General features: G+C 46.6%; 19 protein-coding genes. 9 read left to right on the top strand and 10 right to left on the bottom strand.

Annotation, left to right across the window (positions count from 1 at the left end; all coding sequences use genetic code 11):
* Positions 1-169: 169 nt before the first annotated feature.
* Positions 170-1,048: an NAD(+) kinase gene (gene nadK, locus K5Q99_RS09785; RefSeq protein ID WP_106651138.1), complete on the bottom strand. Its 879-nt coding sequence runs from the start codon at positions 1,046-1,048 to the stop codon at positions 170-172.
* A 100-nt stretch (positions 1,049-1,148) separates the two neighbouring features.
* Here nadK and grpE point away from each other — a divergent pair, with 100 nt between their 5' ends.
* Positions 1,149-1,769, top strand: coding sequence for a nucleotide exchange factor GrpE (grpE, locus tag K5Q99_RS09780; protein ID WP_028760692.1), 621 nt, complete (start codon positions 1,149-1,151; stop codon positions 1,767-1,769).
* A 169-nt stretch (positions 1,770-1,938) separates the two neighbouring features.
* Here the strand turns inward: grpE and dxs are convergent, their stop codons facing one another.
* From dxs to xseB, 3 genes are read right to left on the bottom strand one after another with little or no spacing between them, the layout of a single operon-like run.
* Entirely contained in the window at positions 1,939-3,807 is a 1,869-nt protein-coding gene (dxs, locus tag K5Q99_RS09775) for a 1-deoxy-D-xylulose-5-phosphate synthase (protein WP_220776744.1), read from the bottom strand.
* Positions 3,808-3,828: 21 nt separating this feature from the next.
* Positions 3,829-4,710: a (2E,6E)-farnesyl diphosphate synthase gene (gene ispA / locus K5Q99_RS09770; RefSeq protein WP_220590785.1), complete on the bottom strand. Its 882-nt coding sequence runs from the start codon at positions 4,708-4,710 to the stop codon at positions 3,829-3,831.
* Between the two features lie 2 nt (positions 4,711-4,712).
* The gene (xseB, locus tag K5Q99_RS09765) at positions 4,713-4,952 is read right to left on the bottom strand and encodes an exodeoxyribonuclease VII small subunit (RefSeq protein WP_006080884.1); all 240 of its coding nucleotides are present in this window, start codon (positions 4,950-4,952) and stop codon (positions 4,713-4,715) included.
* 314 nt (positions 4,953-5,266) lie between these two features.
* Between xseB and pomA the strand changes: the two genes are divergently transcribed.
* From pomA to thiI, 3 genes are all read left to right on the top strand, one after another.
* Positions 5,267-6,034, top strand: coding sequence for a flagellar motor protein PomA (pomA, locus tag K5Q99_RS09760; protein ID WP_006080885.1), 768 nt, complete (start codon positions 5,267-5,269; stop codon positions 6,032-6,034).
* Between the two features lie 3 nt (positions 6,035-6,037).
* Positions 6,038-6,970, top strand: a complete 933-nt coding sequence (locus tag K5Q99_RS09755) for a flagellar motor protein MotB (protein ID WP_006080886.1) — start codon at positions 6,038-6,040, stop codon at positions 6,968-6,970.
* 462 nt (positions 6,971-7,432) lie between these two features.
* On the top strand, positions 7,433-8,887 hold the full coding sequence (gene thiI, locus K5Q99_RS09750; protein WP_006080887.1) for a tRNA uracil 4-sulfurtransferase ThiI: 1,455 nt from the start codon (positions 7,433-7,435) through the stop codon (positions 8,885-8,887).
* A gap of 131 nt (positions 8,888-9,018) precedes the next feature.
* Here the strand turns inward: thiI and K5Q99_RS09745 are convergent, their stop codons facing one another.
* Entirely contained in the window at positions 9,019-9,261 is a 243-nt protein-coding gene (locus tag K5Q99_RS09745) for a hypothetical protein (protein ID WP_006080888.1), read from the bottom strand.
* A 211-nt stretch (positions 9,262-9,472) separates the two neighbouring features.
* On the opposite strand from K5Q99_RS09745, the gene K5Q99_RS09740 reads away from it, so the two are divergent.
* The 4 genes from K5Q99_RS09740 to rlmM all read left to right on the top strand — a co-directional run bounded on the left by K5Q99_RS09740 (position 9,473) and on the right by rlmM (position 12,723).
* Positions 9,473-10,384 (top strand): transcriptional regulator GcvA, encoded by a 912-nt coding sequence (locus K5Q99_RS09740; RefSeq protein ID WP_006080889.1) that lies wholly within the window; start codon positions 9,473-9,475, stop codon positions 10,382-10,384.
* Positions 10,365-11,009 (top strand): alpha/beta family hydrolase, encoded by a 645-nt coding sequence (locus K5Q99_RS09735; RefSeq protein WP_220776743.1) that lies wholly within the window; start codon positions 10,365-10,367, stop codon positions 11,007-11,009. The genes K5Q99_RS09740 and K5Q99_RS09735 overlap by 20 nt, the downstream gene beginning before the upstream one ends.
* A 58-nt stretch (positions 11,010-11,067) precedes the next feature.
* A complete protein-coding gene (locus K5Q99_RS09730) occupies positions 11,068-11,460 on the top strand; it encodes a DUF423 domain-containing protein (RefSeq protein WP_006080891.1) in 393 nt (130 codons plus the stop codon).
* Positions 11,461-11,637: 177 nt separating this feature from the next.
* Positions 11,638-12,723: a 23S rRNA (cytidine(2498)-2'-O)-methyltransferase RlmM gene (rlmM, locus tag K5Q99_RS09725; protein WP_012088667.1), complete on the top strand. Its 1,086-nt coding sequence runs from the start codon at positions 11,638-11,640 to the stop codon at positions 12,721-12,723.
* A gap of 263 nt (positions 12,724-12,986) precedes the next feature.
* Here the strand turns inward: rlmM and K5Q99_RS09720 are convergent, their stop codons facing one another.
* On the bottom strand, positions 12,987-13,994 hold the full coding sequence (locus K5Q99_RS09720; protein ID WP_106651128.1) for an isocitrate dehydrogenase: 1,008 nt from the start codon (positions 13,992-13,994) through the stop codon (positions 12,987-12,989).
* A gap of 255 nt (positions 13,995-14,249) precedes the next feature.
* On the opposite strand from K5Q99_RS09720, the gene K5Q99_RS09715 reads away from it, so the two are divergent.
* Positions 14,250-17,084 (top strand): S9 family peptidase, encoded by a 2,835-nt coding sequence (locus tag K5Q99_RS09715; RefSeq protein ID WP_220776742.1) that lies wholly within the window; start codon positions 14,250-14,252, stop codon positions 17,082-17,084.
* A gap of 228 nt (positions 17,085-17,312) precedes the next feature.
* Here the strand turns inward: K5Q99_RS09715 and K5Q99_RS09710 are convergent, their stop codons facing one another.
* The 4 genes from K5Q99_RS09710 to K5Q99_RS09695 all read right to left on the bottom strand — a co-directional run bounded on the left by K5Q99_RS09710 (position 17,313) and on the right by K5Q99_RS09695 (position 21,624).
* Complete coding sequence (locus K5Q99_RS09710; RefSeq protein WP_220776741.1) at positions 17,313-17,735, bottom strand: DUF3192 domain-containing protein; 423 nt, start codon at positions 17,733-17,735, stop codon at positions 17,313-17,315.
* Positions 17,736-17,845: 110 nt separating this feature from the next.
* Entirely contained in the window at positions 17,846-18,634 is a 789-nt protein-coding gene (gene xni / locus K5Q99_RS09705) for a flap endonuclease Xni (RefSeq protein WP_220776740.1), read from the bottom strand.
* A gap of 21 nt (positions 18,635-18,655) precedes the next feature.
* Complete coding sequence (gene ppnN, locus K5Q99_RS09700; protein WP_106651124.1) at positions 18,656-20,011, bottom strand: nucleotide 5'-monophosphate nucleosidase PpnN; 1,356 nt, start codon at positions 20,009-20,011, stop codon at positions 18,656-18,658.
* Between the two features lie 56 nt (positions 20,012-20,067).
* On the bottom strand, positions 20,068-21,624 hold the full coding sequence (locus K5Q99_RS09695; protein ID WP_220776739.1) for a GGDEF domain-containing protein: 1,557 nt from the start codon (positions 21,622-21,624) through the stop codon (positions 20,068-20,070).
* Positions 21,625-21,721 lie beyond the last annotated feature (97 nt).

Raw genomic sequence — 21,721 nt, 5'->3', positions numbered from 1 at the left:
GTATACTTCTCTTTCAACAAACTCAAAAAGAGCTTCTCGTCTTTAGCCGCCATTTCTATGGGAATATTTACAAAATAAAAAAGAGACGGAATACGTCTCTTTAATAGGGTAATTGGGTAAGTTATAGAAATAGGACCCATGATGGGAAATAGGACAAATATGCGCAGGCTTAAAACAACTTGCTGCCCCAGCCTAATTTTGTTCGCAGCACGTGGAAATAATTGTGACCTTTAGGATGAATAAGCCGTAAACGTTCAGAGCTGCGGCGCACTATGATTTCATCGCCCGGTAACACGGCTAAATGCACATGGCCATCACAGCTGACTTCGAGGTTCTCGCCATTTTCGGGTGACACAACCATTTTTATCGTGCTGCAGGCATCGACGACAATCGGGCGACACGACAAAGTGTGCGGGAACATAGGCACTAAAATCAGGGCCTGTAAATTAGGCGTCAGGATAGCGCCGCCAGCGGAGAGGGCATAAGCCGTCGAACCGGTTGGTGTTGACACTATCATGCCGTCGGCACGCTGGCTGTACATAAATTGATCGTCAATATAGACCTCAAACTCAATCATGTGGGCAATTTTACCCGGATGGAGTACGGCTTCGTTGACGGCGGTATTGCTCGCCTTGAGCATACCGTGGCGATAGACTTCGGCTTCGAGTAAGAATCTATGCTCGGTATCGAACTCACCGTCGAGTACCTTAGCGAGGGCTTCTTCAAAGGCATCGGGCGGCAGATCGGTTAAAAAGCCTAAATTGCCGCGGTTAACGCCAATCACGCCTAAATCGAAGCGGGCTAATACCCGAGCGGCGCCAAGCATGTTACCGTCACCACCGACGACTATGGCTAAGTCGCAGCGCGCGCCAATTTCTAGCAAATCGACCGCCTCGATATTGGGCCCTAGTTCGGTAGCAACACGCTCTTCCACTAAGACTTCAAAGCCTTGCATTGTCAGCCAATGATGCAGACGTTTTAAGGTTTGGTTGGTCCCTTGGTGATGAGGTTTGCCGATAAGGCCGATAGTATGAAACTTTGTGGTCATATTTATGCTAGATCTGGCCTTAGGCCTTGAAACGTCAAAATTGATCCCCATAATATGCCCAGAGTATTTCAGAAACAAAGCATTTTTAGCTGGAGTGAAAATGAGCAACGAATCGATTAAAGCAGAACAGGATCTGATCCAAGAGGGTGTAGAGTCTGAAGTATCTACCGCAGAAGCAAGTCTGATCGATGAGCTTACCCAGGCCAATTTCCGTATTGAAGAGCTGGAACAGTTACTCGCTGAAGCTTTGGCGAAAGTTGAAGAGCAGAAGGATTCAGTTATCCGCGCCGCAGCCGAAGTCGACAATATTCGTCGTCGTGCCGCAATGGATGTGGAAAAGGCGAACAAGTTTGCCTTGGAAAAGTTCGCCAATGAACTTTTGCCAGTGCTTGATAACATGGAGCGTGCATTGATGGGGACTAACCCTGAAGATGAAGCGACGAAAGCGATTTATCAAGGTGTTGAGTTAACTCAAAAAAGCTTACTCACTGCGGTGGCTAAATTTGGTGTTAAGCAGATTGATCCACAAGGTCAGTCATTTAACCCTGATCAACATCAAGCGATTGGTATGCAGCCAAGTGCCGAGTTCCCTGCGAACACTGTGATGTTGGTGATGCAAAAGGGTTATGAGCTGAACAGTCGCTTGCTGCGCCCTGCTATGGTAATGGTGTCACAGGGTGGCCCTAACCAAGAAAGCGCAACGATAGATATCGAAGCTTAAGCTTTATTGGTTAGGCCGCTGTTCTAACACACAGCAACAAAAAAGGACTGCAATTGCAGTCCTTTTTTTATGGGCGAAATCTGAATCGGCAAACAGAATCGGCAAACAGAATCGGTCAGCAGTACTTGACCGAGTTCTCGCTCTATTACGCCGCCATCTATTGAATCGCTTATTGCGCTAGATAAGCATTGATTTGCGCCAGTATGCCTTCGGCATCCAGTTGCAAGTCATGGGTAACTTCCTCGGGTGAGCCATGTTTGATAAATTCATCAGGCAAACCAATTTGAAGCACGTCCTTGGGCATTCGCAGCTTTTGAAGCTGTTCAAGTACGCCAGTACCTGCGCCGCCCATGATGGCATTTTCTTCCACAGTGATGAGCACTTCGTGGGTTTGCGCCATCTCTTTGACTAAATCAACATCGAGCGGTTTTACAAAGCGCATATCGACAACCGTTGCATCTAAGCTTTCGGCAGCGGTTAACGCCGAGGCTAACAAGGTGCCAAAGTTGAGAATGGCAATGCGCTTGCCCACACGTTTGATCACGCCTTTACCAATCGGTAATGCCGTCATCGCTTCGACTTGCATCGCTCCCGTAGCACTGCCCCTTGGATAACGCACTGCACTTGGACCCGCATCATAGCAATAGCCAGTGTAGAGCATTTGACGACATTCGTTTTCATCCGACGGCGCCATGATCACCATGTTGGGGATGCAACGCATAAAGCTTAAATCGAATGCACCTTGGTGAGTTGGACCATCTGCACCGACAATACCGCCGCGATCGATAGCGAACAATACCGGTAATTGCTGTAGCGCCACATCATGAATAAGTTGATCGTAGGCGCGTTGCAGGAAGGTCGAGTAAATCGCGACTACAGGCTTGAAACCTTCACAGGCAAAACCAGCGGCTAAAGTTACTGCATGCTGCTCGGCAATCGCCGCATCGAAATATTGTTTCGGGAAACGCTGGGAAAACTCAACCATACCCGAGCCTTCGCGCATCGCAGGAGTAATGGCTAATACTTTCTCATCTTGCTCAGCGATGTCGCATAACCATTTGCCGAAGACTTGGGAAAAGGTCGGTAAACCGGGTTTGGTGGCCGGCTTTTTAAACAGCGACGGGTCAAACTTAGGTACGGCATGCCAACCGATAGGATCTTTTTCAGCAGGTTCATAACCACGACCTTTCTTCGTCATGATGTGCAGCACCTGTGGACCTTTCAGATTGCGCATATTACGCATGGTCTCGACCAGAGCATCAACATCGTGGCCGTCGATAGGACCGATATAGTTGAAACCTAACTCCTCAAATAGCGTGCCAGGAACGACCATGCCCTTGAGGTGTTCCTCAGTGCGTTTGGCCATTTCTTTGATGACGGGCATGCCTTTCAATACTTTCTTGCCGCCTTCGCGCAGCGTAGTGTAGAAACGGCCTGACATCAGTTGGGCTAAATGGTTATTGAGGGCGCCGACATTTTCAGAGATCGACATTTCGTTGTCGTTCAGTACCACGAGCATGTCATTGTGTAAGTCGCCTGCGTGGTTCATGGCTTCAAACACCATACCACCAGTCATGGCGCCATCACCGATCACGGCAACAACTTTACGACCCGCTTGTTCTTTTTCTGCGGCAATCGCCATCGCCAGTGCGGCGCTGATAGACGTGCCTGAATGCCCAACGCTGAAAGTGTCGTATTCACTTTCTTCACGCCATGGGAAAGGATGCAAGCCATCTTTTTGGCGAATGGTGTGCATCTTGTCGCGACGACCCGTGAGAATTTTATGGGGATAAGCCTGATGGCCCACATCCCAAATCAGCCGATCAAAAGGGGTGTTGTAGACATAGTGCAACGCAACAGTGAGTTCCACTGTGCCGAGCCCAGAGGCAAAATGTCCGCTGGACATGCCAACAGACTTAAGAAGGAACTCGCGCAGTTCGTCGGCTACTTGTGGTAAAAGTGCCTGAGGAAGCTGGCGGAGTTCATTGGGGGTGTTGGCCTGCGCCAACACGGGAAACTGAGAAATGTCCAAACTCATAGCGAGATACTTCGACTCTTATTATATTCTTCGCTCAATGATATAGCGGGCGAAGTCTGCAATTAACTGGCTATTGTATGGCAATTTAGCCAGCGCTGATAGTGCCTCTTGGATCAGTTGTTTGGCGGTGTCTTGTGCACCTTGTAGTCCAAGTAGTTGTGGAAACGTACTCTTATTCGATTCAGTATCAGAGCCTTGCGGCTTACCGAGTTCTTCGGTGGTGGCTACTATGTCAAGGATATCGTCTTGTACTTGGAAGGCGAGTCCGACCGCACGGGCAAAATCCATCATAGCAGCATACTGATCTTTTGGCGCGTTTGCGGCGATTAATGCTAACTCAACGGCGCAACTGATAAGGGCGCCAGTTTTCATATTATGTAGCTGAGTTAATGCTTTAAGATCAATATGTTTATCGGTTGAGGCTAAGTCTATCGCTTGGCCGCCACACATGCCACGATAACCTGAGGCTTTTGCTAGTACTCTGACCATAGCGATATGTTGCTCGCTGCTGATCCCTGCTACCGCTTCGGTGACAATTTCAAAGGCTAAGGTCTGCAGTGCATCCCCCGCTAAAATGGCGGTCGCTTCATCAAAGGCGATATGCACAGTGGGCTGACCACGGCGCAGCTCATCATCATCCATGGCGGGTAAATCATCGTGGATCAATGAATAAGCATGGATACATTCAATGGCTGCGGCGCAGGCATCTAATTTTTCGAGCTCGACCCCAAACATGTGTCCGACACTGTATACGAGGAAAGGTCGAATGCGTTTGCCACCCAATAATGCGCCGTAAGTCATGGCGGCTTTTAATTGGGGAGCGGTATCTTCAAGCGTACTAAAACGCTGTTTTAATTGATTATCAACCCGTTGTTGATATTCTTGAATGGCACTGACTAACACGCTTATTCGCCCTCAACGGCATAGGGGGATAGGGGCGCATTTTCATCTTGTTTCAGTAAAATGGCCACTTTTTGTTGGGCTTGTTCGAGTTTTGCTTGGCTATTTCGAACCAGATTGATGCCACGTTCAAATTGTTTTAACGCGTCATCGAGGGAGATATCGCCTTGTTCTAGATCGGCAACAATGCGCTCGAGTTCGCCAAGGGATTCTTCAAAACTGAGATTTTCGGGTTTCTTCGCCACGTTTATGCTTCCTTTGATTTAGCGGACACAAGGTATATCAGGGCGGCTTTAGGGTCAAATTCAGACTAAAGATATTTGCTCAATAGCACGCTTTGTTACTGAAATTTTTTCAGAAAATATAAATTGTCGCTAAACTTGCTTAGTGTGTGTCCGATAACTGACAATAGTATCATCATTTGTATGGTAATTTTTAACTGGATAGACAAGGCTCGCATGTGTGTCGGTGGGATTATCTTACTCAGTGGAACAACTGAGTGTTATTGCTTACCTAGGGTAAGTATTATGTCGTTTATTACGAAAATTGAGGAGCCGTTGTGGATTTAGCAACAGTAATTGGAATTGTGGGTGCCTTTGGTTTTATCCTCGGGGCAATGGCCACCAGCGGCGGTTTAATGATTTTCGTTGATGTACCCTCGATTCTTATTGTTTTCGGTGGGTCCTTCTTCGTGGTGATGATGAAGTTCACTCTTAAACAGTTTTTTGGCGCGGTAAAAATCGCCGCAAAAGCGTTTATTTTTAAGATTGATAAGCCAGAAGATTTGATTGAACAGTCCGTGACTATGGCTGATGCCGCCCGTAAAGGCGGTTTTTTAGCCTTAGAAGAAGCGCAGATTACTAACAGCTTTATGCAAAAAGCCGTCGACATGCTTGTTGATGGTCACGATGGTGAAGTGGTGCGCGCGGCCTTAGAGAAGGATATTGCGCTGACCGAAGAGCGCCATCGTACTGGGATCGGCATTTTTAGAGCGTTTGGTGACGTAGGTCCGGCAATGGGCATGATTGGTACGCTGGTGGGTCTTGTGGCCATGCTGTCAAACATGTCAGATCCTAAATCCATCGGCCCCTCGATGGCGGTGGCCTTGTTAACCACCTTATACGGCGCTATGGTCGCCAACATGGTTTGTCTTCCTATCGCGGATAAGTTAACGCTTAGGATGGGTGAAGAAATGCTGAACCGTAACTTGATTATGGATGCGGTATTGGCGATTCAAGACGGACAAAACCCACGGGTGATTGAAGGCTTCTTGAAAAATTATCTGGCTGAGAAAAATCGCAAAATAGATACAACGGACGGAGAGTAGCCCATGGCTAAGGCTAAGTGCAACTGTCCACCGGCCGGAGCACCGATGTGGTTGGCGACCTTTGCTGACTTGATGTCGCTGTTGATGTGTTTCTTCGTGTTGTTATTGTCATTTTCCGAAATGGACGTAATGAAGTTTAAGCAGATCGCGGGCTCAATGAAGTATGCCTTTGGTGTGCAAAATAAGGTGGAAGTCAAAGATATCCCGAAAGGGACGTCTGTTATTGCCTTAGAATTTAGACCTGGACGTCCCGATCCCACGCCGATTGAAATTATCAACCAGCAAACCAATGAAATGACGGAACCTGTATTGGATTACCAAGCGGGTGAAGACGACAGTGCTGGTGGCGTTCAGCAGCAAAGTGGTTCTCAGCGTGGCGGTGAAGCCACTGCAACGGCGCAGGAAGTGGCCGATGCGGTTAAAGCCGAAGCGGCAGCGGCGCAGGATAAGATCAATCAAGAAGTGAAGAAGATGGCGCAGGAGCTCAATAAAGAGATCACCGATGGTGCGATTGAAATTGAGTCCTTAGGTCAGCAGATTATTATCCGTATCCGTGAGAAGGGCGCATTTGCCTCTGGTTCGGGCTTCCTTCAACCACGATTTAAGCCTGTGGTGCGCTCTGTTGGCGAACTGCTAAAAGATGTGCCGGGGATTATTACCGTATCGGGTTACACGGATGATATGCAAATCAGCGATGAGCTTTATAGCTCTAACTGGGATTTATCCAGCAAACGCGCTGTGGCTGTGGCCCACGAGTTAGTACAAGTTAAAGGCTTTGATTCTAAACGGATGAAAGTGGTTGGCATGGCGTCTAATAACCCGATAGTGCCAAACGATTCACCGGAGAATCGTGCCCGTAACCGCAGGGTGGAAATTGCCATTGAGCAAGGTAAAGCGAAGGAATCTGATGAAATTCAGGTTGGTAATTCGCCTTAGGTAGCTTGGTATTCACTGAAACTAAAGCCGCAATCCTGTTGCGGCTTTTTTATTGGGCGAATGTGGACTTTCCCTTTTTTTGCTAACGCTTTGTGCATCAAAGCGCTGTGGTTGGTTTGAATCCATTTGGGCTTTACGCCAATCGCAGAGAGTGTGTAATCCCTAAGCTTCCTTCAAGCTTACCTCCACGACGTATATCAAATAATTCATCTCAAATAACTCATTTCAAACAGAGCAATTTTAACTCAGTGAATAGGCTTCACTGACATTATCCCAACCGAATTCGCTTAAAAATCCCGTCGTGACTTAATCACTAATATGCCATTAATCCGCCATGAATGTGGCTTGTGTGGCTGTTTGCGATGCGCGCTGAAACTCGCATTTTTAGGTCGCTTGGGTATATAATCCCCCGATTATTCTTTTAACCAATTTTGCTGTTTTAAAATTGCCCGCGGAAATCCCATGAAGTTTATTGTAAAGCTGTACCCAGAAATCATGATGAAGAGCAAACCCGTAAGGATGCGCTTCACCAAAATGCTTGAAACCAACATACGTAATGTGCTCAAAAAAGTCGACGAAGACGCTAAAGTTCAACGTCAGTGGGACCGCATTATGGTAATGGTGCCAAAGGATAAGCCTGAATTGGCACAAGCCTTCGGTGAGCGTCTGGCGTGTATTCCTGGCATTGCACACGTAGTGCAAGTGGATGAGTACAGCTTTGAATCTGTGGACGATATTTATCAGCAAGTCTTGCCTGTTTACCGTGACCAACTCGCGGGTAAAACCTTCTGCGTGCGAGTGAAGCGCACTGGCGATCACGATTTTAATTCTATCGAAGTGGAGCGTTACGTCGGCGGCGGCTTAAATCAGTTTACCGATGCTTTAGGCGTGCGTTTAAAGAATCCCGATATTACTGTTAACCTTGAAATTGAACGCGATAATCTTTACATGGTCACTAAGCGTATTGAAGGCTTAGGTGGTTTCCCGATGGCGACTCAGGAAGATGTGTTGTCTTTGATTTCAGGTGGTTTTGACTCTGGTGTGTCTAGCTATCAGTTTATCAAAAAGGGCGCGCGTACCCATTACTGCTTCTTCAATCTTGGCGGCGCACAGCACGAAATTGGTGTTAAACAAGTGGCTTACCATTTGTGGAAAACCTACGGCGAATCCCATAAGGTGAAGTTTATCTCTGTGCCTTTTGAGCCTGTGGTCGCTGAGATTTTAGAGCGTATCGATAATGGCCAAATGGGCGTTGTGCTCAAGCGTATGATGATGCGCACTGCGGCGCGTATTGCCGACCGTATGGGCATTCAAGCCTTGGTGACCGGTGAAAGTTTAGGCCAAGTCTCTAGCCAAACGCTGACCAACTTAAACGTGATTGACCGCTGTACTGAGCTGCTGATTTTACGTCCGCTGATTGCCATGGATAAACAAGACATTATCAACGAGAGCCGTAAAATCGGCACCGAAGATTTTGCCAAGTCGATGCCTGAATATTGCGGCGTGATTTCGCAAAAGCCAACAGTTAAAGCGGTATTAGCTAAAGTTGAAGCGGAAGAGAAGAAGTTCTCTGAAGATTTGATCGATCAAATCATCGCCCAGTCTGTCACTATTGATATCAGGGAGATCGCAGAACAAATGGATACTCGGATTACTGAGACTGAAACGGTCGCCAGTATTGATACCAACCAAGTGGTCATTGATATTCGCGCCCCTGAAGAAGAGGAAAGCAAACCGTTGCAAATTGAAGGCATTGAGATTAAACGTATCCCATTCTTCAAGTTAGCGACTCAATTTGCCGATCTCGATAAGCAAAAAACCTATTTGCTGTATTGTGAGCGTGGGGTGATGAGTAAATTGCAGGCATTGTATTTAATCGAGCAAGGCTACACTAACGTCAAAGTGTATCGCCCATAAATCCATGCAAACTTGCCCACTGACATGTCTTGTCAGTGGGAAGTACCCATAGAGATTGAATACAAAAAAGCCGCATATTAATGCGGCTTTTTCTTTTGGTCTTCGTGGTGAAAACCTAAATTGGTGTTGTCTTATAAGCTGTTAGGCTTAACGACTTGCTGATTTGATGCGACATCATCTGCGGCAATCAATAGCGTGGCTTCTTGTAGCACTTCTTGGTGCATTTTATTCATTGCAGCAGTTAAGTCTGCAGTGATACTAGCTTGTAAGTCGCTAGTATCGATGACGATTTCGTCAACGAGTACATTAGCACTGGCATTTAAGCTGAGTGCCGAAATTATCGCTAACGCAAACGCTGATTTTAAATTAAACATAGTCGCCTCCGGGCTGACAAATTAACGCTGTCAGACATTCCCATCACCAACTTTGAGATTGTCCAACTAGGGTGTTTCATAGATATAAGTGTTTCGTGGATACCGCTGTTTCAATGGCGCAAAATTTAACCAAAATCACTGGCCTTTACAAACGATTAAATGTAACAATACGGATTGGAAAAACTAATTAAAAAACGAGACTGAGATCACTATGTCCAGACGATTACCACCGCTTAATGCGGTTAAAGCATTTGAGGCAGCCGCGCGGCATTTGAGCTTTACGCGCGCAGCAGAAGAATTGTTTGTTACGCAGGCTGCGGTGAGCCATCAAATAAAGGCATTAGAAGATTTCCTCGGATTAAAATTATTTCGCCGAAAGAACCGCTCTTTGCTTTTAACTGAAGAAGGGCAGAGCTACTTCCTCGACATCAAAGACATCTTTATTCAACTCGCCGATGCTACCGACCGATTACTCGCCCGCAGCGCGATTGGTTCGCTAACGGTCAGTATGTCGCCCAGTTTTGCAATTCAATGGTTAGTGCCGCGTTTGGCAAAGTTCAGTGAGAAAAATCCCGATATCGACGTGCGTATTAAAGCCGTCGATACCGAAGCGAGCTCATTAACCGATGATGTGGATGTGGCCATTTATTATGGTCTAGGCAATTGGCCTGGTCTGCGCGCCGATAAGCTCAGAAACGAAGTGCTCATTCCTGTGTGTTCGCCCATGTTACTCAATGGTCCTAAGCCGCTGTCAAAACCGAGCGATTTAAAATATCACACACTATTACATGATATGAATCGTCACGATTGGCAGGCGTGGTTTAGACAATGTGGGATTAACGATATTAATGTGAACCAAGGCCCGATCTTCAGTCATTCGTCCTTGGTATTGCAGGCGGCGGCCCATGGTCAAGGCGTGGCTTTAGGTTACAGCGTACTGGCGCGTCCCGATATAAAAGCGGGGCGTCTTGTGTGCCCATTCCAAGAAGTCTTGGTCAGTAAAGATGCTTACTACTTGGTTTGCCAGCAGAATCACGCTGAACTTGGTAAGGTCGTCGCGTTTCGCGAATGGATGTTAGATATGTTTGCTGAGGAGTCGCGTAGTGAGTTGTTGCCCGGATAAGCCAAGTTTTGTATTAGAGGGTGAGCCTGCGAGCACAATGATTTTATTGGCCCACGGCGCGGGCGCTAACATGGACTCTGAGTTTATGCAGGCCATGTCGGCGGGGCTTGTGGCTAAGGGCTACCAAGTGATGCGTTTTAATTTTCCCTATATGCAGGCCAATGCCGTCGATGGTAAACGGCGTCCACCGGACCGCGCGCCTAAATTGCTCGCGTGTTTTACACAGATGCTCGATATAGCCCATTCACAACCTAAGGTCGAGCGTGTCGTACTGATGGGCAAATCCATGGGCGGACGTATGGCAGCGTTATTAGCCTGCGATCCCGCATTAGCGGCGCGCATCGATAGAGTCATTTGTTTAGGTTACCCCTTTGTGCCACTTAAAGGCGGTGAGCCTAGATTGGAACCTTTGAATGAATGCCAAGTCCCAGTATTAGTCGTACAGGGCGAGCGGGATAAGTTTGGTGGCAAAGAGCAGATCCCAAATTGGCCCTTGAAGGCAGAGATAGAATTGGCTTGGATAACCGACGGTGATCATAGTTTTGTCCCAAGAAAGTCGTCAGGCACCACTGAAGCGGCTAACCTTGCACGTGCCATTGATTTATCTAGCGATTTTATTGGTTAGCTTAATGTTGAGCGAATGAATGTTGAATGAGCTAAGCCCATTCCAGCAGGAGAGTTAAATGCGTAAAGGTCTATTGTTACTCGCCGCCGTGAGCGGATTCTTAGCCGTCGCCTTAGGGGCTTTTGGTGCTCATGGTTTAAAAGCAGTCGCACCACCGGATTTGATTGACGTGTTTAATCTTGGGGTGCAATACCATTTCTACCATACCTTCGCCTTAATCATGGTTGCCTTTTCGGGCCAATGGTTAACCTCACGTTTATTGGATTGGTCGGCGTATTTGTTTATTGCAGGCATAGTGTTGTTTTCTGGCTCGTTATACGGACTGGCATTGTTCGGCACTAAGTGGCTTGGCCCTGTTACGCCGATGGGCGGTGGGTGTTTCTTACTCGGCTGGTTATTATTTGCTGCCGCGGTATGGCGCCATAAAGTCATTGACGGTCACGAGTCTTAATCTCGAATGTCAATGTGAGTTAACAGGCTTAGGGCGCACCTAAGCCTTTTTTATTTCTCCAATCGCAATTCAAGGTTCCGCTGTAGGCAAATAGGGCATTTGTGGATTGAAATTGGTATACTGACGCCCAAATCGATAGTCAGCCAATGCTTTGGCTTGGATTTCTCAGGGATCCCCATGAAAAACCTATTTTTATTTTGCCGCGCAGGCTTTGAAAAAGAATGCGCTGCAGAAATCCAACAGCGAGCCGGTGAGCTCAATGTGGGTGGCTTTGTTAAGGCCAACAATAACGACGCCTATGTCGTGTACCAATGTTTTGAAGATGACGCCGCAGATACGTTAGTGAAACAACTGCCTTTAGATTCGCTCATTTTCGCTCGCCAGATGTTTGCTGCCAGCGACTTATTAGTCGACTTGCCTGAAAACGACAGAATTAGCCCAATCGTGGCGGCACTCAGTGACGTCAGCAAAGCGGGTGAAGTGCGGGTTGAAACGCCAGATACTAACGAAGCGAAAGAGCTATCGGCTTTTTGCCGTAAGTTCACTGTGCCTTTACGCCAGCATTTGAAAAAATCTGGCAGTTTGCTCGCGCAGGAAAATCCAAAACGTCCGATTATCCACGTGTGTTTTATCGGACCCGGCCGTGCCTATGTGGGTTATTCCTACAGCAATAACAGCTCGCCACACTTTATGGGTATTCCACGTCTGAAAATGGCGGCGGATGCTCCGAGTCGTTCTAGCCTGAAACTCGATGAAGCCTTTGGCCAATTCGTGCCTAAGGAAGAGCAAGAAGAGCGTATTCGCAGTGGTATGAACTCAGTGGATTTGGGCGCTTGCCCAGGTGGCTGGACTTATCAACTGGTGCGTCGCGGCATGTTTGTGTCGGCTGTCGACAATGGTCCCATGGATGAGAAACTCATGGAAACGGGCCAAGTGAAGCATTACCGTGAAGACGGTTTCCGTTTCGAGCCACAGCGCAAAAATATCTATTGGCTAGTGTGCGACATGGTTGAGAAACCAGCGCGCGTTGCCGAACTGATTGAAGCCTGGGCAATTAACGGTTGGTTTAAGGAAGCGATTTTCAACCTTAAATTACCGATGAAGAGCCGCTATAAAGAAGTCACTGCCATTCTTGAGACCATGCAGACCATTCTTAAAGAGAATGGCGTGAGCGATTTTAAAGTGCAGTGTAAGCATCTTTATCACGATCGTGATGAAGTGACAGTGCATTTATGGCTGCGTCCTAATACCGCGTGGAATTAATTCCTGCGAAACTCTGCAGTGATATTGCTGTCGTTACTCGCGTACGTTACTTAGGTACGCTAATACGGTAATCGTCACGCAGATTTAAAAGATACGCAGTTTTAAAGCCATGCAGATTTAAAAGCCAGATAACAAAAAGCCCCAAAGGAAACTTCGGGGCTTTTTCGTGTTTACTCATTTGAGTTTCAAGCGCTTACTTCTTATGAAGCTTATGGTTGAACAAGCGCGTTATAGACTCGGCTTAAACGCGCTCAGCATTGAGATCACAGACGCTCAAGAACCGCTTGAGTGAAGTCAGTTGTGCCGTGAGTGCCGCCTAAATCGCGAGTGGTACGGTCGCCTTCTTCGATCACTGCAGATACCGCTTTACGGATTTGCTCAGCTTTGTCAGCCATACCTAAATATTCCAGCATCTGAATAGACGCTAAAATCACTGAGGTTGGGTTTGCAAGGTTTTTACCAGCGATATCCGGTGCACTACCGTGAACGGCTTCGAAAATCGCTGCATCACGGCCAATGTTTGCGCCTGGTGCCATACCTAAACCACCGACTAAACCGGCACACAGATCCGATAAAATGTCACCGAATAGGTTGGTCGTCACGATCACATCGAAGTTTTCTGGGTTCATCACTAACTTCATGCACGTTGCATCGACGATCATTTCTTCTGTCTTGATGTCTGGGTAACGTAGGCTCACTTCACGGGCCACTTTCAGGAATAGGCCTGACGTTGACTTCATGATGTTGGCTTTGTGCACGATAGTGACTTTCTTGCGGTTTTCTTTGCGGGCCAGTTCGTAGGCGAAAGTGGCGATTTGCTCGGCACCTTGGCGAGTCACGATACTGGTCGCTTCAGCCGTTAAACCATCGTCAGATACTTTTTGGCCGTGGCCAGAATACATGCCTTCGGTGTTTTCACGTACTGTGATGATGTCGATGTTCTCGTAACGCGCTTGGGTACCTTTGAAAGACAGTACTGGGCGCACGTTAGCGTACAGACCGAATTTTTTACGTAAAGTTACGTTGATAGAGGTAAAGCCTTCACCTACTGGCGTCGTCAATGGACCTTTTAGCGTGATACGATTTTTTTCGATTAATTCTAAGGTGCGTTGTGGCAGTAATTCGCCTTGCTTTTCGAGTGCAGTCAGGCCAGCATCGGCAAATTCATATTCAAAATCACAGCCCGCTTTATCGAGAATTTTTAAGGCTGAATCAATAATACTTGGGCCAATTCCATCACCTGGAATTACGGTTATCGTTCTTTTTGACATGGAGAAGTCCTTCCACGGTTCGTCGTTACTGCAATTGTCTGCCCCCAGCGTTAACTGGGTAGCAGGACTATGAATTTGGTATTTTTTCTGTCTATTATTTTAACCATCTTTGGTCAAACTTCACAGGAAATAGTGAGCAATATCACGATTTTTTATGTGGTATAACTTGTAAAAATACTGGGTTCTCACCATGATGGAGAGCCAATGGTTAAAAAAGTCTACTTTAGTCTAACAAATATATAAAAGAGGAAGACATTGAAGTTAATCCCTATCACATCTCTGGTGCTGTTATCCCTTGGAATATTGCCTGCAGTGCAGGCTGAAACCAGCACTAAACCGCTCACCCTCACAGACATCATGCACTTTGAGTCCCTTGAAAAACCGGTTATCTCAGATAAGGGCCAAGTTATCGCGGTCGAGTCTGCGCCCGATCGCGGGGATAGTCACGTCATTGTGAAAAATGTGCTGTCGCAGCAAAGTTATCAAATTGCGGGTGGGTCAGATCCTTTAGTGAGTCACGATGGACGCTTTGTGGCTGTGGTGGTCAAACCGAGTTTGCTCACGCGTGAAACGAGTGACGCCAAGGCGAAGAAAAAACTCAAATCTGACATGGTATTACTCGATACCCAAACGGGCACTCAAACCCGCTTTGAGCGCGTGAAGGAATTCGTGTTCAGTGATGACGGTAAACATTTGGCAATGTGGTTTGATGCCGATGAAGAGTCTAAAAAAGATGCTGAGCCTAAAACCATCGAAAAACTCGCTGAAGCAGGCATACAAACTCCTGCTAAAGCGGATAAGCCAAAGGTTGATAAGTTTGACCAAGGCCGCCGTTTTACTTTGCTTAGTTTAGACGGTCAAACCCAGCGCATCGATGTTGAGCAAGTGACAGGTTATGTGTTTGATAAGGGGAGCCATCGACTTGCGTTAGCGGTGAACGATATCGCCAATAAACAGCATCAATTGCAGTTAGTGGATTTACGTACCCACCAAAAAACCGTTGCTTTTGACTCGCCTAGCCAACAGGTTGGCGCGTTAGCGCTGGCTAAAAATGGTCGTTGGCTAGCGTTTACGCAGGGCAAAGATAGCGAGTTGCCCTATGGTCGCAGCTATCAGTTATCGCTGGTCGATTTGCAATCGGGTAAAATCAGCAAAACCCCTGAGTCACCCGAGTGGAAACTCAATCGCCACACAAGTTTACGCTTCTCATTGGACAGCGAACGCCTGTTCTTCGGCCGCGTGCCAGAGGTGAGTCAGCAGCTTAGTTTGCAGAAAGTCACCGAAGAAAAAGACCTGTTTAATGCCGATATTGTTACCGGACAGCGCGGGCTTAAGGTATGGCATGGTGATGACTCACGGATTAAACCCCACGAAATCAAACAATATGAGGATGAGCAAAAACGCACTTACCTTGCGGTATTGCATTTAGGCTCAAATAACGTGGTGCAGCTTGGCGATAAAACTGTGCCAGATGTGACCATTTCACAACATAAGCGCTTTATGTTGGCGAGTTCAGATTTGCCCTATCGTAAGATGGCGACGTGGGCGGGCTTCTATCAAGACTATTATTTGGTCGATATTAACACTGGTAGTAAAGTGCCTTTTTTGACTCAGCAGCCGAGCGATGCCGAGCCAAGTTTGTCGGGTAACGGCAAGTATGTGGCTTATTATCAGCAAGGTAATGTGTATCTTTACGATATTGCTGAGGCTCGTCGTACTAATCTCACAAAATCCCTGAAGGTCAGCTTTGCTGATGAAGACCATGATTATCCTTCGAGCGCGCCGGGATACGGTTTTGGTCCTTGGCTTAAAGATGACGCAGGGTTCTTAGTTTACGATAAATACGATGTCTGGCAGTTTAATACTGAATCTAAGGCAGGTTTTGCGCTAACCGCAGGTAAAGGGCGCACCCAGAAAATTCAATATCGCCTTGAGGGCTTAGTCGATAATCCCGATGAGCCGACCGAACTTGCCTATAACGCCACTGTGTTACTCCACGGTTATAGTGATAAAACCAAGGCCGATGGTTTTTATCAAGCCACCTTGGGCGAAGCGGGTGTGAAGACGTTGATGCAAGGTGAGTATAAGCTGACAGTATTGGGACGCAGTAAAGACGGCGATACTATCGTGTTTTCTAAGGAGCGTTTTGACTTATTCCCTGACTTATATACGACCAGCTATAGCGCACCGCAAAATGCAGTTAAGCAAACGGATTTAGATAAGCAGCGTCAAGCCTTTAACTGGAGCCAATCCGAGTTAGTTCACTGGACAAATGGCGATGGTAAACCGTTAGATGGCGTGCTGATCAAGCCGACGAATTATCAAGCGGGTAAGCGCTATCCTGTACTGGTTTATTACTATCGCTTTATGACGGATAGACTGCACGCCTTTCCGCAGATGAACATTAACCACAGACCTAACTTTGCTTGGTATATCAATAATGGCTATGCGGTGTTCCTACCGGATATTCGTTTTGAAATTGGTTACCCAGGTGCGAGTTCGGTGCAAGCGCTCACCTCTGGCGTGCAAAAGCTGATTGAGATGGGCATTGCCGATCCCGATGCTATTGGGCTGCAAGGTCATTCTTGGAGTGGCTATCAAACGGCGTTTGCCATTACTCAAACTAAGATGTTTAAGGCGGCGGTTGCAGGTGCGCCGGTATCGAACATGACCAGTGCCTATAGCGGTATTCGCCACGGCACAGGTATTGCGCGTCAGTTCCAGTATGAAACCGGACAGAGTCGTATTGGCGCAAGTTTGTTTGCCGCGCCGCAAAAGTACATTGAAAACTCACCAGTATTTTACGCTGACCGTATTCAAACGCCTTTGATGATCATGTTTGGTGATAAGGACGATGCAGTACCATGGGAGCAAGGTGTTGAAATGTATTTGGCTATGCGCCGTGCGGGTAAAGATGTGGTGTTCTTACAATACGAGGATGAGCCGCATCACTTGAAAAAGTACCCGAACAAGCTCGATTACAGCATTCGTATGATGCAGTATTTCGACCATTATCTGAAAGGTAAACCCGCACCAGAATGGCTCAGCAAAGGCGAAGCCTATGTCGAGTACAAGGCCGATGATGAATAAGCGACTGGTTTAGCTTATTGGTATTGCGCTGAGTGACCTAGGTATTCAGTCACTTAAAGACACTCTGCGACTCAGAGGCTAAGTTGGATGCTTAGCGCCTTAGTCGTTTATTTGCTAAAGCCATTCAATGGCTTAGTAAGTTAAATATAGCGTCATTCAGAGCTAAGTCATTGTGAAATAAAAACGCCACCGATATAGGTGGCGTTTTTATTTAGCAGTCAGCCGTATTTATTTACTGCTCAATGTCTCGTGGGCGGAAGTGAGCACAGTGTCTGTGCCCGCATCGAGGTATTGCTTGTAGGTATCTTGGCCCCAAGCAATCAACTTATCATTTTCAAAAATAAGCGGGGTACATTCCTCTTTGGTCGTCACACCGTCTGATTTCTCATGGTGAGTGCGATAAAAGAGCACCTGTAACTTAGTTTCTTTGACGGCTTTTGCCTCTGAAAAGTCGGCTTTACCGAGCAATTCTTTTACCGAATCGATATTTTGCCCTAAGGTTAAATCGTTCATCTTCTGGCTGTTATAGGCCTGTCTGTCTTCCCAATTCATGTCTTCTGGCGTTGGTTCATAAACCAGTACAACCACGGCAACAAAGACGACGTAGGCGGCAAAAATACTACCGATAATTACTGAAACTTTTGATTTCATTTATAGTTATTCCTTTACCTCATTAAATGAGTCACTTGAGCACGTCCATAAAATACGCTTTTGTTGCGCTAAGGTAAATGCGTTAATTGCAACTTTGTATTAACAGAAGTTTAGTCTTGATTGATGGTTTTTTCAGGTGGGGAGCCAATCACGCGAAAGTCTTTCAAGTTGATATTGAGTGGCAGGTCTGTTTGTAACTGCGCCAGCTTATAGCTGAGTCTTGCCATCTCCTTACCTTCGGCAAGTTTCTTCGCTTGCTTAGCGCCTAAGTTGGATAAGGATGAAAACAAGGTCGGTAAGCTTCTAAAGGTTTTCAATAACTCGGCGGCCGACTTAGGGCCTATGCCTGCAATACCGGGTATTTTATTACCGCTGTCGCCCGCTAATGCCATCAAGTCGAGAAATTGGCTGCGCTCAACGCCAAGTTTTTGTTCCAATGCCGCAATATCAAGATATTGCTGATTAAAGTGATCCCATTGACTGATTTGGCGATGATTAAGCTGACTAAAACCTTTGTCGGTGGACACAATTATGGCTTCACCTTGCGCTTTGGCGGTTTTTATCGCCAGTGTCGCAATCACATCATCGGCTTCAGCCGCCGCATAAATAGAGGCAATATGCATTGCGGTTAAATGGTCTTGCAGCGCAACTAAACCCTGTGCCAGTGGTTCTGGCATAGGTTTACGGCCTTTTTTGTAATCGGGATAAAGCTGTTTACGCCATGATATTTCATCACCGTCCCACACGATAGCCACATGGGTAGGGCGATGTACCCGCAACAGTTTAGTGCACGCCGAACTGACGCGCTCTGTGAGGCTTTGCATATCTGTTTCATCGGGGATCGCCGCATAGATGCGGCGAACCAAGTTGAGACCATCGATGATTAAAAACTTGTTCATGGGGTGTCGTTGTTTCGCTCTCTATTTCACTATTTGGTAGCAAGGAATATAGGCGCTTCCGGGAAGCTTCATTCTTTGTTGTTGTACAAATGCACTCAAGAGTTTATCCATCATATCCATGAGCTTGGGATCGCCTTTTAATTGGAAGGGTCCATCACGCTCTATGTGCTTGATTGTTTCCGACTTGACGTTACCCGCCACTATACCCGAAAACGCTTTGCGCAGGTTGGCGGCAAGCTCGGCTTTATTGGTTTGGAAGTGCAAGTCCAAGTTTGCCATCACCTCGTGGCTCGGGATAAAAGGTAACTGGAATTCAGATTCAATCTTCAGTGCCCACTGATATTGGTAAGCATCACCCGTTGAGCGGCGATAGGCTTTCACTTGCTCCATGCTTTTCTTCATGATACGCGCTACTTCAGTGGGATTATCTATGATGATTTGATACTTCTTCTGAGCTTCTGGGCCTAAGGTTGAGGCAATAAACTCATCAATTTTGATGAAGTAATCGGCGCTTTCCGTGGGGCCAGTGAGGATCAGCGGGAAAGGGGTTTCTTGATTTTCTTCGTTGAGTAAGATACCTAAGATATAGAGTAATTCTTCCGCCGTGCCAGCACCTCCTGGGAAAATAATAATGCCGTGGCCTAAGCGCACGAAGGCTTCGAGGCGTTTTTCAATATCGGGTAAAATCACCAGTTCATTGACGATTTGATTTGGTGGTTCGGCGGCAATAATACTTGGTTCAGTTAAACCAATATATCGGGCATTTTTGATCCTTTGTTTGGCATGACCTATAGCCGCGCCTTTCATCGGGCCTTCCATCGCGCCAGGACCACAGCCAGTGCAAATGTCCAATTCCCTTAGGCCAAGTTGATAACCTACCTCGCGGGTATACTGGTATTCGATGGCATTGATGCTGTGTCCGCCCCAACAGACGATGACGTTAGGGTCTTTCATGGGGGCAATCGCCCGCGCGTTACGCAAAATATCAAACACCACATTGGTGATATGGTGGGCGTTGGTCAGATTAATGTGTTTGAGTGAGTCGTATCTGTCGCTGATATAGAGGATGTCGCGTAAGACTGAGAACAGATGTTCTTGAATGCCGGTGATAATCTGGCCATCGACAAAGGCTTGTTCAGGGGGATTGACCAGTTCTAATTTAACTCCGCGTTCACGTTGTAGGACGTGGATATCAAAATCATGGTATTGCTCGAATAGGGCTTTAGAGTTGTCGGTTTTTAAACCCGCAGCAAGTACTGCTAAAGAGCAGTTACGGTACAGTTGATATAGTGCGCTTTTGGCACTTTTTTTGAGGCGATCAACTTCAAGTTGCGAAAGCTGATCCATGCTGCCCTTAGGGCTGACTTTTACTATCATTTATCACTCCTTCGTCATGACAGGAGTGATTAGAGAAGGCGTATAGTGGGGCTCAATTATACGTCAATCACAACCCTGTCTCTGCTTTCGTGTTTTGCTTTATAGAGTGCTGCATCGGCGCGTTCGAAGGTCTCATGTATGAGCTCACTTCCCATAACTTGCGCAGCCCCTATAGATACTGTAACTGTAATTCTCTGATTTTTAAATTTAAATGGAATATTTTTTACTTTCTCGCGCACTCTGTTTAAAAGTTGAGCGATATCAGCAGGTGCGACATCAGGTAATAACAGGACAAATTCTTCGCCGCCATAACGGGCCACAAATTCGGTATCTCGTAGTGAGTTTTTCAATGCCATTGCTATAACTTGCAAGGTTTTATCACCTGTGCTGTGGCCAAAACTGTCGTTGATGGTTTTGAAGTGATCGATATCGGCAACGGCAACCCACAGCGGGGACTTATGCCGTTGATAGTTACGGTATTCTAGCTCCATGCGCTCTTCTAATGCAGCACGGTTAGGCAATTGAGTTAAGCTGTCGAGTAAGTTGAGTTTTTGTTGTTCAAACAAACGCTCTTTGTAGGTGTTAGCCTCACTACTTAACTCATTAAGCTCTTTACGCATTGTCTCCATCGACTTGCGCAGCAGAGCTTGCTCTCTTTGCTCTAGGGCTTCTTTACGGGCTAATGCCGAGCGGATAGAGTTAAGTTGCTCTGTTAGTTGAGCTTTAAGGTCAACGACGTCTTCCACATCGATAATGATTTCACCGGCGTTGTCGACGCGGGTGTTAATCTCACGATTTAGCTGGGTTTTTAATTGGAAGCTACGTTGATTGTGATTGTAAGATTCGCTCACCACCTCACGCACTGCGGCTAAGGCATCGTTGAGGGCAAACAAAAACTCTTGCGATGCCGATTTCTCGCGGGCGATGTTATCAAGCAATAAGGCTAAAATGGTTTGGTAGGCTTCGAGCAAACTGTCAACTTCAATCTCAGAAGAGAGCACTTCTTTGATCACTAGGACTTGGTCACGCTGATCTTTACGGAACTCGATTTCTGAAATCATCTGCGCCAGTTCGTGGGCGAGTTGCCTGTGCTTAGGCAAGACATCGAGTTTTTCTGATTCGTTAAATTCTAGCTGTAATATGGTTTCGTAGAAGCCGATGATTTGCTTAACTTTAGGAATATATTCCCAAACCGTGTGGAAAGGTTTAGCCAGATCTTGTTTGAAGTAATTAACTTCTTTTTTGAGTTTTTCAGGTGCAGAGTTAACGCGTTGGATTTGACGGATCACCTGTGACAAACCCGTACGACTCTCTTCGAGTTGTACCATCACGTGGTGATATTGGCCTTTTAACAGGCGCTCGACATCGACTAATTCTGGCAACGCCTCATCGACTCGCTCAAACGTATTTAAGTTATGGCGAAGTTTGGCGAGTTTATTATCCAGCTCAAGATTTTGCCCTTTGCAGGCGAGGCTTAAGTGACCAATAAATTGCAGTAATGTCTGTAACTTTGCATTTCTATCTTCATTGACTTCATCGAGGGCAAGTTTGGCCGAATGGAGTTTCTGTTGCAGCAAGGCAAGTTGTGAAACTGTAGCGCTTGAATCCTTCATCCTGAGTATTGTCCTAACTCTGCAAGGCTAAAAAACATGACAATCCTATGTCCAGATTAGCTGTTAACTCATATGATACTAATGTTATAACACTGGG

Origin of the sequence: Shewanella hafniensis (genome assembly GCF_019655335.1) — a bacterium.
In the GTDB taxonomy this organism is placed as follows: Bacteria; Pseudomonadota; Gammaproteobacteria; order Enterobacterales; family Shewanellaceae; genus Shewanella; species Shewanella hafniensis.
Note: the sequence above shows the minus strand (reverse complement) of the source record. Positions and strands in the feature narration are given on the sequence as shown.

Bases quoted from the DNA above. Each gene is read 5' to 3' on its own strand.
- nadK (WP_106651138.1), bottom strand. From the start codon at position 1,048: ATGACCACAAAGTTTCATACTATCGGCCTTATCGGCAAACCTCATCAC.
- grpE (WP_028760692.1), top strand. From the start codon at position 1,149: ATGAGCAACGAATCGATTAAAGCAGAACAGGATCTGATCCAAGAGGGT.
- dxs (WP_220776744.1), bottom strand. From the start codon at position 3,807: ATGAGTTTGGACATTTCTCAGTTTCCCGTGTTGGCGCAGGCCAACACC.
- K5Q99_RS09755 (WP_006080886.1), top strand. From the start codon at position 6,038: ATGGCTAAGGCTAAGTGCAACTGTCCACCGGCCGGAGCACCGATGTGG.
- thiI (WP_006080887.1), top strand. From the start codon at position 7,433: ATGAAGTTTATTGTAAAGCTGTACCCAGAAATCATGATGAAGAGCAAA.
- K5Q99_RS09745 (WP_006080888.1), bottom strand. From the start codon at position 9,261: ATGTTTAATTTAAAATCAGCGTTTGCGTTAGCGATAATTTCGGCACTC.
- K5Q99_RS09740 (WP_006080889.1), top strand. From the start codon at position 9,473: ATGTCCAGACGATTACCACCGCTTAATGCGGTTAAAGCATTTGAGGCA.
- K5Q99_RS09730 (WP_006080891.1), top strand. From the start codon at position 11,068: ATGCGTAAAGGTCTATTGTTACTCGCCGCCGTGAGCGGATTCTTAGCC.
- rlmM (WP_012088667.1), top strand. From the start codon at position 11,638: ATGAAAAACCTATTTTTATTTTGCCGCGCAGGCTTTGAAAAAGAATGC.
- K5Q99_RS09720 (WP_106651128.1), bottom strand. From the start codon at position 13,994: ATGTCAAAAAGAACGATAACCGTAATTCCAGGTGATGGAATTGGCCCA.
- K5Q99_RS09710 (WP_220776741.1), bottom strand. From the start codon at position 17,735: ATGAAATCAAAAGTTTCAGTAATTATCGGTAGTATTTTTGCCGCCTAC.
- xni (WP_220776740.1), bottom strand. From the start codon at position 18,634: ATGAACAAGTTTTTAATCATCGATGGTCTCAACTTGGTTCGCCGCATC.
- ppnN (WP_106651124.1), bottom strand. From the start codon at position 20,011: ATGATAGTAAAAGTCAGCCCTAAGGGCAGCATGGATCAGCTTTCGCAA.
- K5Q99_RS09695 (WP_220776739.1), bottom strand. From the start codon at position 21,624: ATGAAGGATTCAAGCGCTACAGTTTCACAACTTGCCTTGCTGCAACAG.